We start from the raw sequence: 14,655 nt of genomic DNA on the forward strand, positions 1-14,655 counted from the left end.
GTGGTGTCGTGCCCGACTCACCCCTCGACGCCTCCCTCGCCGGTGCCCTGGGCGGCCGCACGGCCACGGCCCTTCAGAAGGCCTTCGGCCTCCGCACCGTCGGCGATCTGCTGACGCACTTCCCGAGGCGGTACGCCCGCCGGGGCGAGCTGACGGCGCTCGATCAGCTGCCGCTCGGCGAGTCGGTCACGATCGTGGCCCAGGTGCTCGACGTGCGCGAGCGCACGATGCGCGCTCGCCGTGGGTCGATCCTCGAGGTCCGCATCGGCGACGGCCAGGCCATCCTGACCCTCACCTTCTTCAATCAGGCGTGGCGCGCGAAAGACCTCGTGCCGGGCGCCCGGGGCATCTTCGCCGGGAAGGTGGGCGACTACCGCGGGCTGCGGCAGCTGGCGCACCCCGACTACGAGCTCTTCGACGCCTCGCACGAGGCGGTCGCGGGTGTGGGCGACGCCGAGGCGCAGAAGTGGGCGAAGCAGCCGATCCCGATCTACCCCGCGAGCGCCTCCGTGGCGTCGTGGCAGGTGCAGAAGTCGGTCGAGGTGCTGCTCGACTCGCTGCCGCCGATCGACGACGCCGTGCCGGCCGCGGTCCGTGCCGAGCTCGATCTGATGTCCCTGGCCGAGGCGTACGAGCGCATCCATCGACCCGAGACCGACCGCGACCACCTCACGGCCCGCGACAGCCTGCGCTTCGACGAGGCGTTCGTGCTGCAGAGCGCCCTGCTGCAGCAGCGCGCCCTCGTCCGCCGGTCGGCGGCGACACCCCGTCGTGCCGTCGCGGGGGGCGTGCTCGACCTGTTAGACGCGGCCCTGCCCTTCGAGCGCACGGGCGATCAGCGTCTCGTCGGCGACGAGATCACCCGCGACCTCGAGGCCGAGGTCCCCATGAACCGGCTCGTCCAGGGCGAGGTCGGCTCGGGCAAGACGCTCGTCGCGCTGCGGGCGATGCTCGCGGTGGCCGAGTCCGGGGGGCAGTCGGCCCTGCTTGCCCCGACCGAGGTGCTGGCCGCCCAGCACCTCCGCTCGATCACGGCGACCCTCGGCCCCGACCTGGCCGCCCGACTGCGACCGACCCTGCTCACGGGGCAGATGACCACGGCCCAGCGCAAGAAGGCGCTCCTCTCGATCGTCAGCGGTCAGGCGCACATCGTCGTCGGCACGCACGCGTTGATCAGCGAGACGGTCGGGTTCTTCGACCTCGGGCTCGTCGTCGTCGACGAGCAGCACCGCTTCGGCGTCGATCAGCGGGAGGCGCTCCGCAAGAAGGGCGCCACCCCGCCGCACGTGCTGGTGCTGACGGCGACGCCCATTCCCCGCACCGTCGCGATGACGGTGTTCGGCGACCTCGACATCTCGACCATCGCCGAGCTGCCGAAGGGGCGTCAGCCGATCGAGTCGTTCGTCGTCCCGCTCGCCGAGCACCCGGGCTGGGTCGACCGCGTCTGGCAGCGCTCCGCGGAGGAGATCGCGGCGGGGCGCCAGGTCTTCGTGGTCTGCCCCGCGATCGACGCCGTCACGACGGAGCCCGGCGACGACACGGGGCAGGGCGGTGAGGCGGGGCCGGACGGCGACTCCGAGCCCGGCGGCGGCGCTCGATCGGCGGGCGCCGACGGGCAGAACGGGGGCGACCAGCCGCCTGCGCCCCCGCCCCGGGCGAGCGTCGAGGGCATCGTCGCTCTGACGGCCTCGCTGCCGGTGCTCGACGGTCTCGTCATCGAGCCGCTGCACGGTCGCATGTCGTCCGACGAGAAGGACGACGTCATGCGCCGGTTCGCCGCCGGCGACATCGACATGATCATCGCGACGACGGTGATCGAGGTCGGTGTCGACGTGCCCAACGCCTCGACCATGGTCGTTCTCGACGCCGACCGGTTCGGCGTCTCGCAGCTGCACCAGCTGCGGGGGCGCGTCGGTCGAGGCGGTCACGCGGGTCTGTGCCTGCTCGTGACGTCCGCGCCGGCCGACTCCGTCGCCCGCGAGAGGGTCGACGCCGTGGCGTCGACCCTCGACGGCTTCGAGCTAGCCCAGGTCGACCTCGACCTGCGCCGCGAGGGCGACGTGCTCGGCAACCTGCAGTCCGGCGGCCGGTCGTCGCTCCGACTGCTGAGGGTCGCCCGCGACGGCGACCTGATCGGCCTCGCGCGAGAGCACGCGGCCGAGGTGCTCGACGACGACCCGCGCCTGGCCGACCACCCCGCCCTGGCCGCGGCCATCGCGAGACGGCTCGACGATCGCGGACGCGAGGCGATGGGCAAGAACTGACGTCTCCGCCTGCGCTCCCGACGTCCGGTGGATGCTCGGCCAACCTCCCGGGCCGGGCCGCTACTGTGTCCGCATGAGCAGGATCGCCGTCGTCCCCGGGTCGTTCGACCCCGTCACCCTCGGCCACATCGACGTGATCGCCAGGGCCGCCAACATCTTCGATCAGGTGCACGTGCTCGTGGTGCACAACCCCGACAAGTCGGCTCTGCTCCCGCTCACCCAGCGGGTCTCGCTGCTCACCGCCGCTCTGCGTGAGGCCGGGCTGCCCGAGACCGTCAGCGTGCACAGCTGGAGCATGGGTCTGCTCGTCGACTACTGCACCGACGTCGGCGCCAGCGTGCTGGTGAAGGGCATCCGCTCGCAGGTCGACGTCGCCTACGAGACGCCGATGGCGATCATGAACCGCAGCCTCGCCGGCGTCGAGACCGTCTTCCTCCTGCCCGACCCCGCCCACGCGCACGTCTCGAGCTCGCTCGTCCGGCAGGTCGCGGGGCTCGGCGGCGACGTGTCGCCGTACGTGCCGAGGGTCGTCGCGGAGTACCTCGAGACCACCTGAGACGCACCGGGTGATCGCGACGACCGCCTCCTCGAGGGGGTCCGTTCCGAACACCGTGTGACGCTCTTCCCGCCGAACCGCTCGATCACTCCTCAGAAAGCGATCCGATGACAACGACCAGCCGTCCCGCCGACCGGCCGAGCGCCTCCGCCGACGAGGGCCTCATGCCGCTGGCCGAGGTGCAGCGACGCGCTCGGGGGATCCTCGAGGCCATCGGCACCGTCATCGACGGCAAGGACGGCGCCATCGGCACGGCCCTGACCGTGCTGCTCGCCGAGGGGCACCTCCTGATCGAGGACGTCCCGGGGGTCGGCAAGACCCAGTTGGCGCGCGCGCTCGCCAAGGCCGTCGACGCCACCGTCACGCGCATCCAGTTCACCCCCGACCTGCTGCCCAGCGACATCACCGGCGTCTCGGTCTTCGACCGGCCCTCCGGGGGGTTCGAGTTCAAGCCCGGCCCGGTCTTCGCCAACGTCGTCATCGGCGACGAGATCAACCGCGCGTCCCCGAAGACGCAGTCCGCCCTGCTCGAGAGCCTCGAGGAGCGCCAGGTGACGGTCGACGGCATCACGCACCCCCTGCCCGATCCGTTCCTCGTCGTCGCGACGCAGAACCCGGTCGAGATGGAGGGCACGTACTCGCTTCCCGAGGCGCAGCGCGACCGGTTCATGGCGCGCATCTCGCTCGGCTACCCCGACGCCGAGAGCGAGCTCCGCATGGTGCAGCAGCGTGAACGGGTCAGCCCGCTCGACGTCCTGAAGCCCCTCGTGTCGCTGACCGACCTCCGCCGCATGATCGCCGCCGTCCGCGCCGTCTACACGGCCGAGGCCGTCGAGCGCTACGCCGTCGCCGTCGTCCAGGCCACGCGCGTGCACCCCGACGTCCGACTCGGCGCGAGCCCGCGGGCCACCCTGCAGCTGATGCGCGCGTCGAAGTCGTGGGCGGCGCTCAACGGTCGCGAGTTCGTCGTGCCCGACGACATCGACGCCATGAGCGGGCCGGTGCTCGGTCACCGCATCATCCTCGCCGGGCGAGCCGGTGCCGGGGCGGTCTCGGCCGCCTACGACGTCGTGGCGGACGTCGTCGCGGCGACTCCCGTCCCCCTCGGCGACGCGCGCTGACCGTGACCGATCGGGTCGCGGCGCCGCCGACGCCGCACGGCGATGTGCCGGCGCGGCCGGGCGTGCGTGCGCAGACGGGCATCACCCGCGGGGGAGCGCCCCGGCCGACCCTGCGCGGCGGCGCGGTCGTCGGCGTCGGCGTCGCCCTCGTCGCGACGGGAGCCGTCGTCCCGTCTCCGGCGCTCGTCTTCGCCGGCACGACCCTGGTCGTCCTGGTGGTGGCCGTGCTCGTCTCGCTGCTGTTCCGACGCCCCCTGATCACGGTCGCCCGGCGCTTCTCGCCCGATCGCGGCATGGCCGGCTGGTCCGTCGACGAGACCGTGACCCTGACCGCCCCCGGCGGCGCGGCGGGCCGCATCGGCATCCGCGACGACGTCGGCTGGCGCCGCACCAGGGCATCCGAGGCGGTGGGGGTCACGCTCGTGCCGGGCCGCGCCTCCTCGGCCGTGTTCCGTCACGAGGGCCTGCCGCGCGGGCGACACCGCGTCGGGCCTCTGCATGTCGATCTGATCGAGTCGTTCGGCGTCGCCCGGCGTCGGGTCGTCGCCCCCGGCAGTACCGAGCTGCTCGTCGTGCCCGAGGTCCACGACCTGGGGCTCGGTGCCGAGTCCCGCGCCCTCGGGGACGGCGCCCGCCGTCAGCGGGAGCACAGCCTGGCCGGTGGAGACGACGACCCCGTCACCCGCGAGTACCGACGCGGAGATCCCATGCGGCGCGTCCACTGGAAGGCCTCGGCCCGTCATGACGAGCTCATGGTGCGGCAGGAGGAGCAGCACGGCCTGCCGAGCGCCCGCCTCGTGCTCTCGACGGGGGTCGACGGCTGGTCCGACGCCCGGACGGGCTCCGACGGTTCGCCCGTCAGCGACGCCTTCGAGTGGGCCGTCTCGGTCGTCGCGACCCTGGGTGTCGAGTTCGGGCGCAGCGGCTCCGTGGCCCAGGCGACGACTCCCGAGGGCGACGTCGTCGCCCGCAACGACCCCGACTCGACCGCCGCGTACCTCGAGTCGCTCGCCGACCTCCGGCTGGGCGACGCCGGTCACCGCTCGGCCGCGCCCGCCGCGCCGCGTGAGCCCGTCGTCGCCGTCGTGTCGGGTCTCCGGCCGCGAGAGCTCGAGTCGCTCGGGCGCTCGCGGGGCGTCGGCTCGTCCGCCGTCGCACTCGTCGTCTCGCCGCCCCTCGGCTTCAGCGAGACGACCGCATCGCGGGGCGGCGTCACCGGTGCGGAGACCCTCGGCCCCGATCGGGTGGCGGCCGCCCTCCGCGACGCCGGCTGGCGCGTGGTGGAGGTCTCGTCCGGCGATCCGGTCGCCGACGTCGTGCTCCAGGCGAGGCCGCTCGATGACTGACGCCCCGCTCCGGCGCCCGGTGGTGCGCGTCGCCGCCGCCTCGTGGCTGCCCACCCTCTTCGCCTGGCTCGTGTTCGTCGCGTCGCTGGCGAGCCTCCATCCGCTGTTCGTCGGGACGGGCTGGTGGTTCGCCGCCGCATTCGTCTCCGCCGTGGTGCTCGGCGTCTCGCTGGCCGTCCGGGGCCTCCGGGCGCCGGCCTGGGTCGGCTGGATCGTGGGCGCCGTCGCGGGCTCGGCCGTGACCTGCGCCTTCGTCTCGGGCGGCACGGCCGTCCTCGGCGTCATCCCCACGTCGGCGACGCTCCAGCGGATGCGCGACCTCGCCGATCAGGCCGAGGCGGCCATCGTCGGCGAGGCGGCGCCCCTCGACGTCACCGACGGCGTGCTCGCGACGGTGCTCGTGTCGGTCCTGGCGGCGGCCGTGCTGATCGACCTCGTCTCGTCCGTCGGGCAGCTGCCCGCGTTCACGGGGGTGGTGCCGGTCGTCGTCCTCGCCGTGCCGGCGTTCGTGCCAGGGGTCGAGACGAGCTGGCCGTTCGTCGTGGCGACCGTGCTGCTCTTCCTCGTGCTCCTGGCGCTGGCCACCGGCAGGCACCCCACGCGCGGCGGTCTCGTCGGGGGTCTGGCCGCGCTCGGCGTCGCCGGCCTGCTGACGGCCACCGTGCCCCTCGGCGGCCTCGCGCCCCTCGCCGGCACGGGCGGCTCCGGTCTCGGGCTGGCCACCGGCGTCAATCCGATCATCGACCTCGGCGACGACCTGCGTCGTGGCGCCCCGGTCACGGTGCTGACCTACCGGTCCTCCGACGCCGACGGCGAGTACCTGAAGCTCGTCGACCTCGTCGACTTCTCGGGTCGCTCGTGGAGTCCCGCCGAGGGCGAGTCCGACCCGGAGGCGACCCTCGACCGGCTCCCGGCCGCTCCCGGCGTCGCCGAGGCCACCGACCGCCGGGCCGTGACCACCGAGATCGACGTCGGCGCTCTCCGCAGCCCCTACCTGCCGGTGCCGGTGCCGGCCACCCGCATCGAGGGCCTCGGCGACGAGTGGGAGGTCGTGGACGAGTCGGGGGTGACCGTCCGCAGCACGACGACCGGCACGCAGGGCCTCGACTACACGGTCGAGAGCGCTCCGGTCGACCCCACCCGCGACCAGGTCGTCGCGTCGTCGGCCGGCGACGACACCGCGATGGCCGACTACCTCTCGATCGACGGGGTGCCCCAGAGCGTGATCGCGCTGGCCTCCGAGGTGACGGCCGACGCCCCCAACGACTTCGACGCCGCCGTGGCCCTCCAGGACTTCTTCCGAGACGGCGACTTCACCTACTCCGAGGAGACCCCCGTCGATCAGGGCTACGACGGCAGCGGTCTCGAGGCCGTGCAGACCTTCCTCGAGGTCCGCAGCGGATACTGCGTGCACTTCGCCTCGTCGATGGCCGTCATGGCGCGGACGCTCGGCATCCCCTCGAGGGTCGCGGTCGGGTTCCTGCCCGGCGAGTCCACGGGCTTCGGGGCTGAGGCCGAGCGTCGCGTGAGCAGCGACGACCTGCACACCTGGCCCGAGCTGTACTTCGAGGGGCTCGGCTGGGTGCCCTTCGAGCCGACCGTCGGCCTGGGCAGCCCGCAGGCGTACCTCCAGCCCACGGGTGTCGAGCCGAGCGCCGCGCCGACGGCCGACGACGCCGCGACGCCCACGCCCTCCGCCGACGACGCGCCGGCCCAGACCCCCTCCGCGACGCCGTCCGCCGACGCGTCCGATCCGACCGCCGCGGGCTCCGCCTCGGGCACGGGCGGCCCCGGCCTCGGCTCGGCCGGTCTGATCGCCCTCGTGCTGCTCGCGGTCGTGCTGATCGTGCCCTCGGCGCTCCGTGCCGGGCGCCGCCGACGTCGATGGGTCACCCCGCCGCCCGACGTCGCGCTCGCCGTCTGGCACGAGGTCGTCGACACGGCCGCCGATCTGGGGCTGCACGTCCCATCGGGGGCGACGCCGACCGCGGCCGCGGCGCTCCTCCGCACGAGACTCTCGTCACGACCGGAGACCGAGGAGGCGCGGGTCGCCCTCGACCGCCTGGTCGCCGCCCTGCAGAGCGAGCGGTACGGCGGGGTCGCCGCCCCCGACGGCACGAGGGCGGACGCCCGGCTCGTGGTCGACGGCCTCCGTTCGGCGTCGAGTGCGCGTGACCGCCTCGCCGCGCGGTTCGCTCCGCGATCGCTGTTCGCGACCTCCCCTGCGAAGACCGGGTCGACGGCGTAAACTCGTCTCCCGTGCCTCATTTCAACCTGACCCCCTACACGCTCCCGGTGTACGACCTCATGCACCGCCCGGGCGAGATGCGCGAGCGCACGCTCGACGTCGTGGTCCCCGAGCGGCTCGGCGAGGGCCAGATCTCGGTCGCGGCGGGCGATCCGCTCCGCCTCGACGTGCGGCTCGAGGGTCTGCACGACGGCATCCTGGTCTCGACGCACGTGTCGGGCACGGCGACCGGCGAGTGCAGCCGATGCCTGAAACCGCTCTCCGAGCCGGTGGAAGTCGATTTCGCCGAGCTTTTCGCGTACGCTGTCGACGAAGCTTTTGACTATCAGGTTCACGACGACCACGTGGATCTTGAACCTGTGGTCAGAGACGCAGTGGTTCTGTCACTGCCCTTCCAGCCGGTCTGTCGGCCGGATTGTCCTGGACTCGACCCCGCCACGGGTGAACGGATCGAAGACATCCACGACTACCAGCCCGAAGAGGACATCGACCCCCGCTGGTCGGCACTCACCGGGTTCCAGGCTGAATCGGCACCTGCCGAGGGCTCGCCCGACACCGACTCGCGTCGGTAGGGGTGGCCGGCGGCCTCCCCGGGCCGCATCACACCACCGCGTCACCCACCAGTCAGACCAGGCCCCCTGCGGGGGAGCCGCAAGAGAGAAGAGATGCTCATGGCCGTTCCGAAGCGGAAGCAGTCACGCTCGAACACGCACGCCCGTCGCTCGCAGTGGAAGGCGACGCCGGTCCAGCTCGTCAAGACCATCGAGAACGGCAAGGTCACCTACAGCCTCCCGCACCGCGCGAAGGTCGTCGAGGACAGCGCCGGCACCGCCCTGTACATGGAGTACAAGGGCCGCAAGGTCGCCGACGTCTGAGCACTCCCGTCGTGATCACGTCTCCCTCGGCGGTGTCGAGATGACGTCGACTTCTGATCAGCCCGAGTCGCGCCTCCGCGCCGACCGGGCTGATCTGCTGTCACGCCTCGACATCGACATCCGACCCGAACTGCTCGATCTCGCGCTGACCCACCGCTCGTACGCGTACGAGAACGGCGGCATCGCCAACAACGAGCGTCTCGAGTTCCTCGGTGACTCCATCCTCGGGCAGGCCGTCACGGTCATGCTCTTCACGGCGAACCCCGATCTCGACGAGGGCGACCTGGCCAAGCGACGCGCCAGTCTCGTCAGCACGGTGGCGCTGGCCGAGGCCGCCCGTGTCATCGGTCTCGGCGACCACCTCCGACTCGGTCGGGGCGAAGAGCTGACCGGCGGGCGCGACAAGCCCTCGATCCTCGCCGACACGGTCGAGGCGATCATCGGCGCGACCTATCTCGACGCCGGCGGAGACACGGCGACCGCTCTCGTCCTCCGCTTGATCGCACCCCTGCTCGACGATCCCGACCGCTTCGGCGCCGCGATGGATCCGAAGACGAGTCTGCAAGAGCTCGCGGCCTCGCTCGGGCGCGGCATGCCGACCTATCACGTCAGCGACAGCGGCCCGGATCACGACAAGAGGTTCCACGCCAGCGTCCGCCTGGGCGGCGACGACGTCGCGACCGGCATCGGCAGCAGCAAGAAGCAGGCCGAGATGTCCGCGGCCCTCGAGGCGTGGACGCGACTCAGCACACCGGTCGACGGTCTCTGAGCGGTGCCCGAGCTCCCCGAGGTCGAGGTCGTCCGCGCCGGGCTGCAGCCCGTCGTCGCGGGCGCCGTCGTGACCGGTGTCGACGTGCTCGACCACCGGTCGCTCAAGCGTCATCGCGGTCCGTCCGACGCCTTCGTTGACCGGCTCGTGGGCGGCACGATCGACGCGGCGGTCCGTCGCGGCAAGTTCCTCTGGTTCCCCTTCGAGCCCGCGGCGCCGCACGAGCAGCCCCTCGCCCTCGTCGCCCACCTCGGCATGAGCGGTCAGGTGCTGCTCCGCAGTCGCGACGCCGAGCCCGACCGCCTGATGCGCATCCGGCTCGACGTCGAGAGCCCCGCGCACGGGCCGGTCCGGCTCGCCTTCGTCGACCAGCGCATCTTCGGCTCGATGGCTCTCGACGACACGGTGCCCACCCTCGACGGGCGACCTGCGGGGTTCTCCGGAGCGCGCCTCCTCGGCTCTCCGGCCTCCGCAGGCGGCGCCACCTCCGACGGCGAGTCCGCAGCCGACGAGACCGCGGCAGCCTGGGTCCGACGGGTGCCGCAGCAGGTCTCGCACATCGCCCGAGACCCTCTCGACCCGGCGTTCGACGAGAACCGGGTGCTGACGCGGCTGCTCGCGCGGCGCACCGGCGTCAAGCGGGCGCTGCTCGATCAGGGGCTGCTCAGCGGCGTCGGCAACATCTACGCCGACGAGAGCCTCTGGGCGGCTCGGGTGCACCCCGATCAGCCCACCGAGTCGTTCTCGCGGGCCCGCGCACGGGTGCTGCTCGCCGAGGTCCGCGTCGTGCTGCTCAAGGCGCTCGGCGAGGGCGGCACGAGCTTCGACGCCCAGTACGTCAACGTGAACGGCCAGTCCGGCTACTTCAGTCACAGCCTCAACGCGTACGGGCAGCAGGGCAGGCCGTGCCCCCGGTGCGGAGCCGAGATCGTGCGCGAGGCCTTCATGAACCGCTCGTCGCACTTCTGCCCGAGGTGCCAGCGCGTCCGCTGACCCATCCGCACCTATTCTTGAGCGACGGTCACCCCGCAGACAGGACCCGAGGAGGCGCGGCGCATGTACCTGAAGAGCCTCACCCTCAAGGGCTTCAAGTCGTTCGCCTCGCCCACGACGTTCGCGTTCGAGCCGGGGGTCACCTGCGTGGTCGGCCCGAACGGATCGGGCAAGAGCAACGTCGTCGACGCTCTCGCCTGGGTGATGGGCGAGCAGGGCGTCAAGAACCTCCGCGGCGGCAAGATGGAGGACGTCATCTTCGCGGGCACGTCGACCCGGGGCCCCCTCGGCCGGGCGCAGGTCGTGCTGACGATCGACAACAGCGACGGCGCGCTGCCGATCGACTACACCGAGGTCACGATCAGTCGCACGCTGTTCCGCAACGGCGGCAGCGAGTACGCGATCAACGGCGAGGGCTGTCGGCTGCTCGACGTGCAGGAGCTGTTGAGCGACTCCGGTCTGGGGCGCGAGATGCACGTCATCGTCGGTCAGGGGCAGCTCGACGCGGTGCTGCGGGCGACTCCGGAGGAGCGGCGCGGCTTCATCGAAGAGGCGGCGGGCATCCTGAAGCACCGCCGCCGCAAGGAGAAGACCCTCCGCAAGCTCGACGCCATGCAGGCGAACCTGACGCGGTTGAGCGACCTGGCGGGCGAGATCAGGCGGCAGCTGAAGCCGCTCGGGCGCCAGGCCGAGATCGCCCGCGAGGCGCAGACGATCGCCGCCGTGGTGCGCGACGCCCGGGCGCGGCTCCTCGCCGACGAGGTCGTCGGGCTGAAGCGGTCCCTCGACGACAGGTCGCGCAGCGAGGCCGAGCAGAGGTCCGAGCGCGAGCTGCTCACCGGCCGTCTCGGCGAGATCGCCGCCGACGAGCAGCGCCTCGAGCAGTCGATGGCGGGCGACGACGTCGACCGGGCGCGACGGGTCGCGTTCGAGCTCGAGTCCGTGCACGAGCGCCTCCGCAGCCTGTCGAGCCTCGCCCGCCAGCGCCTGCAGCTGCTCGCCCAGCAGGCCGAGCAGCCCGTCGCCGTGACCACGGTGTCGGCGGGCATGGTCGCCGACGCCCGAGACGAGGCCGAGCGCCTGCAGGGCGACGTCGCGGCGGCCGCCGAGGCCGTCGAGGAGGCCCGCGGCGGGCTGGCCTCCGCCCGCCGGGCGCTCGACGCCCTCGACGACGAGATCTCCGCTCAGAGCGCTCTCGTCTCGAAGCACGATCTCGAGGCCGGGCGCCTCCGCTCGGCGCTCGACCTGGCCCGGTCGCGACTCGCGGCGGTGCGGGGGGAGCGCCTCCGGCACGAGACGGCCCTGCAGTCCGCCGAGACCCGCCGCGACGCCGCGCACGCCGAGCTGGAGACCCTCGACCACGAGGCGCCCGAGGGCGACGGGGTCGACCACGTCGCGGCCCAGGCGGCCGCCGAGAGCGAGGCGGCGGCCCTGGGCGAGCGCGTCGACGAGCTCCGCGACCGCCTGCACGCCGCCGAGCGGGAGCGCGACGCCCTGGCCGCCCGCCGCGGAGCCCTGTCGTTGGCGCTCGACCGCGCCGACGGGTCGAGCGCGCTCCTGGCGGCCGGGCGGCCGGGCGTGCGTGGCCGGGTGGCCGATCACGTGCAGGTGCGCCCCGGGTTCGAGGCGGCCGTCGCCGCGGCCCTCGGCAGCGTGGTCGACTCCGTCCTGGCCGACGACTCGGCGTCGGCCTTCGACGCCATCGAGCACGCGACCGTCGACGAGCTCGGCCGGGTCGAGGTCGTCGTCGCCGAGCCCGAACGCCGTCTGACCACGCTCGAGGTGGACCTGCCACCGGGGGCCGTGAGCGCCGTCTCGGTCGTCACCGCGCCTCCTGGTGTCCTCGGTCTGCTGGCGAGCACCGTCGTCGCCGACGACCTCGACGTCGCCCGGGTGACCCGAGCGGCCCTCGCCGCGCACCCCGTGCCGGTGACCGTCATCACGCGGTCGGGCGAGGTGCTCACCGACTACGTGCTGCGGGGCGGTTCGGGCGCCGAGCGCTCCCGGCTCGAACTGGTCGCCGAGCGCGACGCCGCGGCCGAGCGGCTCACCGCCGTCGAGGCGACGCTCGCCGACCTCGCGCCCGAGCACGACGAGGCGAGACGCCGACTCGTCGAGGCGCGCGCCCTCGCGGCCGCGTCGGCTGCGCAGGCGAAGGCGCAGGAGGCGCGGGTCGTCGACCACGAGCAGCGTCTCGGTCGTCTGCGTGCCCGGGTCGACGCCGCCGGGGCCGAGGTCGAGCGCCTGCGCGCGGCCCTGGTCGTCGCGAGCAGGTCCGCCGACGAGGCCGCGGTGGTCGTCGACGAGGCCACCGCCGCCGATGAGGTGCACCGCGCGAGGCCCCGACCGCTGCTCGACGTCTCGGCCCGCCAGGGTCTTCTCGACGAGGTCGAGGCCGCCCGTGCCGCCGAGCTCGAACGACGCGTCGTGCTCGAGACGGTGCGCGAGCGCGTGCGGGCCGAGGCCGCCCGCGCGGTCACGCTGCAGCGGCAGCTCGACGAGCAGCGCGAGGCGGCCGAACGGCAGGCGCGCCGCACGGTGATCCGTCAGCGTCAGATGGCCTCGACCTCGTCGGTGCTCACCGCGCTGCCGCCGACCGTAGACGCCGTGGCCCGCTCGCTCGACGAGGCGCGTCGCGAGCTGGCCGAGGCCGAACGCGCCCGCGCCGGCCGCAATGACGAGCTCGCCGCCCTGCGCCGCGACGCCCGGTCGGTCCGAGAGCGGCTCGACGCCGTCACCGAGAGCGTGCACGGCCTCGAGATGGAGCTGCACGAGAAGCGCCTGCACCTGTCGGGGCTGCTCGACCGGGCCGCCTCGGGGCTCGGCCTCGTCGAGGACGTCCTGATCGCCGAGTACGGCCCCGACGTGCCCGTGCCGGCCGAGGCGGCTCGCGCCGACGAGGCGCCCGCCGACGCGGCTCCCGGCGACGCTGCGCCCTCGGAGGGCGGCGTCGACGACGGGCCCGGGTCCGAGGGCAGCCCGTTCGACCGTGCCGAGCAGGAGGCGCGGCTGGCGAAGGCCGAGAAGAAGCTCGCCCGACTCGGTCGCGTCAACCCCCTGGCCCTCGAGGAGTTCGCGGCGCTCGAGCAGCGGCACGCGTTCCTGTCCGAGCAGCTGACCGATCTCACCCGCACCCGCGCCGATCTGCTCACGATCATCGACGACATCGACTCGACGATGCAGACGATCTTCGGCAGCGCCTTCGCCGACACGCAGGCGGCCTTCGACCGGGTGTTCCCCATCCTGTTCCCGGGAGGTACGGGGTCGCTGCAGCTCACCGACCCCGACGACCTCCTCGCGACGGGCATCGAGGTGACGGTGCGACCCGCCGGCAAGAAGATCGAGCGTCTGTCGCTGCTCTCGGGCGGCGAGCGGTCGCTGGCCGCGGTCGCCCTGCTGATCGCCATCTTCAAGGCCCGACCGAGCCCGTTCTACATCATGGACGAGGTCGAGGCGGCCCTCGACGACGCGAACCTCGGCCGTCTGCTCGCCATCTTCGAGGACCTCCGCGAGAACAGCCAGCTCATCGTCATCACGCACCAGAAGCGCACGATGGAGATCGCGGACGCCCTCTACGGCGTCTCGATGCGGCAGGACGGCGTCAGCGCCGTCGTCGGTCAGCGCGTCGTGGCGGAGCGCTCGGCCGGCTCGTGACGGTCCGGTGGCTGCCCGCATCGACATGACGCATCCGGGGCGCTCCGGGCCTCAGGCGGCCCCCGACGGGTCGCATCGACGAGCCGAGGAGGCGCGACCGACCTGATCGCGCCTCCTCGGCTCGTGCTCTCGACTCGGCGTCGTCAGTCGATGTCGGTGTCGACGACCCCGCCGTTGATGCTCAGCACGTGCCAGGCGGTGCCATCCCACTCGACCGTGTTCGCGGCCGCGTTCTCGATGTGCCCGACCTCGCGGCCGAGGATCTCGGACAGCACGAAGCGGATGATCGTCCCGTGGCAGACGACGACGATGTGGGCGTCGTCGCCGTCGAGCGGGAGGCGCGTGTCGCGGATCGTCTCGAGGGCGCCGATGCCGCGGCGGGCGACCGACTCGCGGGGCTCGATGTCGGGGTAGTCGGCGTTGGGCTCGTCGGGGATGGGCGACTCGGGGGTGCGGCCCTCGTGAGACGCGTAGTCGCGTTCGATCAGCTCGTCGTACGCGTCGCCGAGCTCGATGCCCAGCTCGGAGGCGATGATGCGGGCGGTCTCTCGAGCACGACCGAGCGGCGACGACACGATGGCGCTCCACTCGACGCCGGCGAGCAGCCGCGCCGCCTCGTGCGCCTGCCCTCGTCCGGTCTCGTTCAGCGGGATGTCCGACGAACCCTGCAGCTTGTCGTTGAGGTTCCAGTCGGTCTGACCGTGGCGGATGAGTTCGAGGCGCATGGGGGAGTTCCGTTCCTGTGGATCCGTGGGGGGGGGGGGGGGGGGGGGGGGGGGGGGGGGGGGGGGGGGGGGGGGGGGGGGGGGGGGGGGGGGGGGGGGGGGGG

At 73.2% G+C, this 14,655-nt stretch carries 11 protein-coding genes; 10 read left to right on the plus strand and 1 reads right to left on the minus strand.

The features are described 5' to 3' along the window. Window positions 1-8: 8 nt before the first annotated feature. The 10 genes from ACZ6JE_RS10885 to smc all read left to right on the plus strand — a co-directional run bounded on the left by ACZ6JE_RS10885 (window position 9) and on the right by smc (window position 13,826). Window positions 9-2,264, plus strand: coding sequence for an ATP-dependent DNA helicase RecG (locus ACZ6JE_RS10885; RefSeq protein WP_464318937.1), 2,256 nt, complete (start codon window positions 9-11; stop codon window positions 2,262-2,264). Window positions 2,265-2,337: 73 nt separating this feature from the next. Further along, window positions 2,338-2,820 carry a pantetheine-phosphate adenylyltransferase gene (coaD, locus tag ACZ6JE_RS10890; protein ID WP_192058352.1) on the plus strand — a complete coding sequence of 161 codons (483 nt, stop codon included), beginning with the start codon at window positions 2,338-2,340 and terminating at the stop codon, window positions 2,818-2,820. 107 nt (window positions 2,821-2,927) lie between these two features. Continuing rightward, on the plus strand, window positions 2,928-3,941 hold the full coding sequence (locus ACZ6JE_RS10895) for an AAA family ATPase (protein WP_374231426.1): 1,014 nt from the start codon (window positions 2,928-2,930) through the stop codon (window positions 3,939-3,941). A 2-nt stretch (window positions 3,942-3,943) separates the two neighbouring features. Next, the gene (locus tag ACZ6JE_RS10900; RefSeq protein ID WP_464318938.1) at window positions 3,944-5,287 is read left to right on the plus strand and encodes a DUF58 domain-containing protein; all 1,344 of its coding nucleotides are present in this window, start codon (window positions 3,944-3,946) and stop codon (window positions 5,285-5,287) included. Continuing rightward, window positions 5,280-7,535 carry a transglutaminase TgpA family protein gene (locus ACZ6JE_RS10905; protein WP_464318939.1) on the plus strand — a complete coding sequence of 752 codons (2,256 nt, stop codon included), beginning with the start codon at window positions 5,280-5,282 and terminating at the stop codon, window positions 7,533-7,535. The genes ACZ6JE_RS10900 and ACZ6JE_RS10905 overlap by 8 nt, the downstream gene beginning before the upstream one ends. A gap of 11 nt (window positions 7,536-7,546) precedes the next feature. Further along, entirely contained in the window at window positions 7,547-8,107 is a 561-nt protein-coding gene (locus ACZ6JE_RS10910) for a YceD family protein (RefSeq protein ID WP_308196261.1), read from the plus strand. A gap of 99 nt (window positions 8,108-8,206) precedes the next feature. Beyond that, window positions 8,207-8,410 (plus strand): 50S ribosomal protein L32, encoded by a 204-nt coding sequence (rpmF, locus tag ACZ6JE_RS10915; protein ID WP_043593937.1) that lies wholly within the window; start codon window positions 8,207-8,209, stop codon window positions 8,408-8,410. Window positions 8,411-8,450: 40 nt separating this feature from the next. Continuing rightward, window positions 8,451-9,179, plus strand: coding sequence for a ribonuclease III (gene rnc, locus ACZ6JE_RS10920; protein ID WP_192058346.1), 729 nt, complete (start codon window positions 8,451-8,453; stop codon window positions 9,177-9,179). A gap of 3 nt (window positions 9,180-9,182) precedes the next feature. Beyond that, the gene (locus ACZ6JE_RS10925) at window positions 9,183-10,172 is read left to right on the plus strand and encodes a DNA-formamidopyrimidine glycosylase family protein (protein ID WP_464318940.1); all 990 of its coding nucleotides are present in this window, start codon (window positions 9,183-9,185) and stop codon (window positions 10,170-10,172) included. 63 nt (window positions 10,173-10,235) lie between these two features. Continuing rightward, window positions 10,236-13,826 (plus strand): chromosome segregation protein SMC, encoded by a 3,591-nt coding sequence (gene smc / locus ACZ6JE_RS10930; RefSeq protein ID WP_464318941.1) that lies wholly within the window; start codon window positions 10,236-10,238, stop codon window positions 13,824-13,826. 143 nt (window positions 13,827-13,969) lie between these two features. Here the strand turns inward: smc and ACZ6JE_RS10935 are convergent, their stop codons facing one another. Further along, window positions 13,970-14,551 carry a histidine phosphatase family protein gene (locus tag ACZ6JE_RS10935; RefSeq protein WP_192058340.1) on the minus strand — a complete coding sequence of 194 codons (582 nt, stop codon included), beginning with the start codon at window positions 14,549-14,551 and terminating at the stop codon, window positions 13,970-13,972. Window positions 14,552-14,655 lie beyond the last annotated feature (104 nt).

It is taken from the genome of Frigoribacterium sp. AC759 (genome assembly GCF_979256015.1).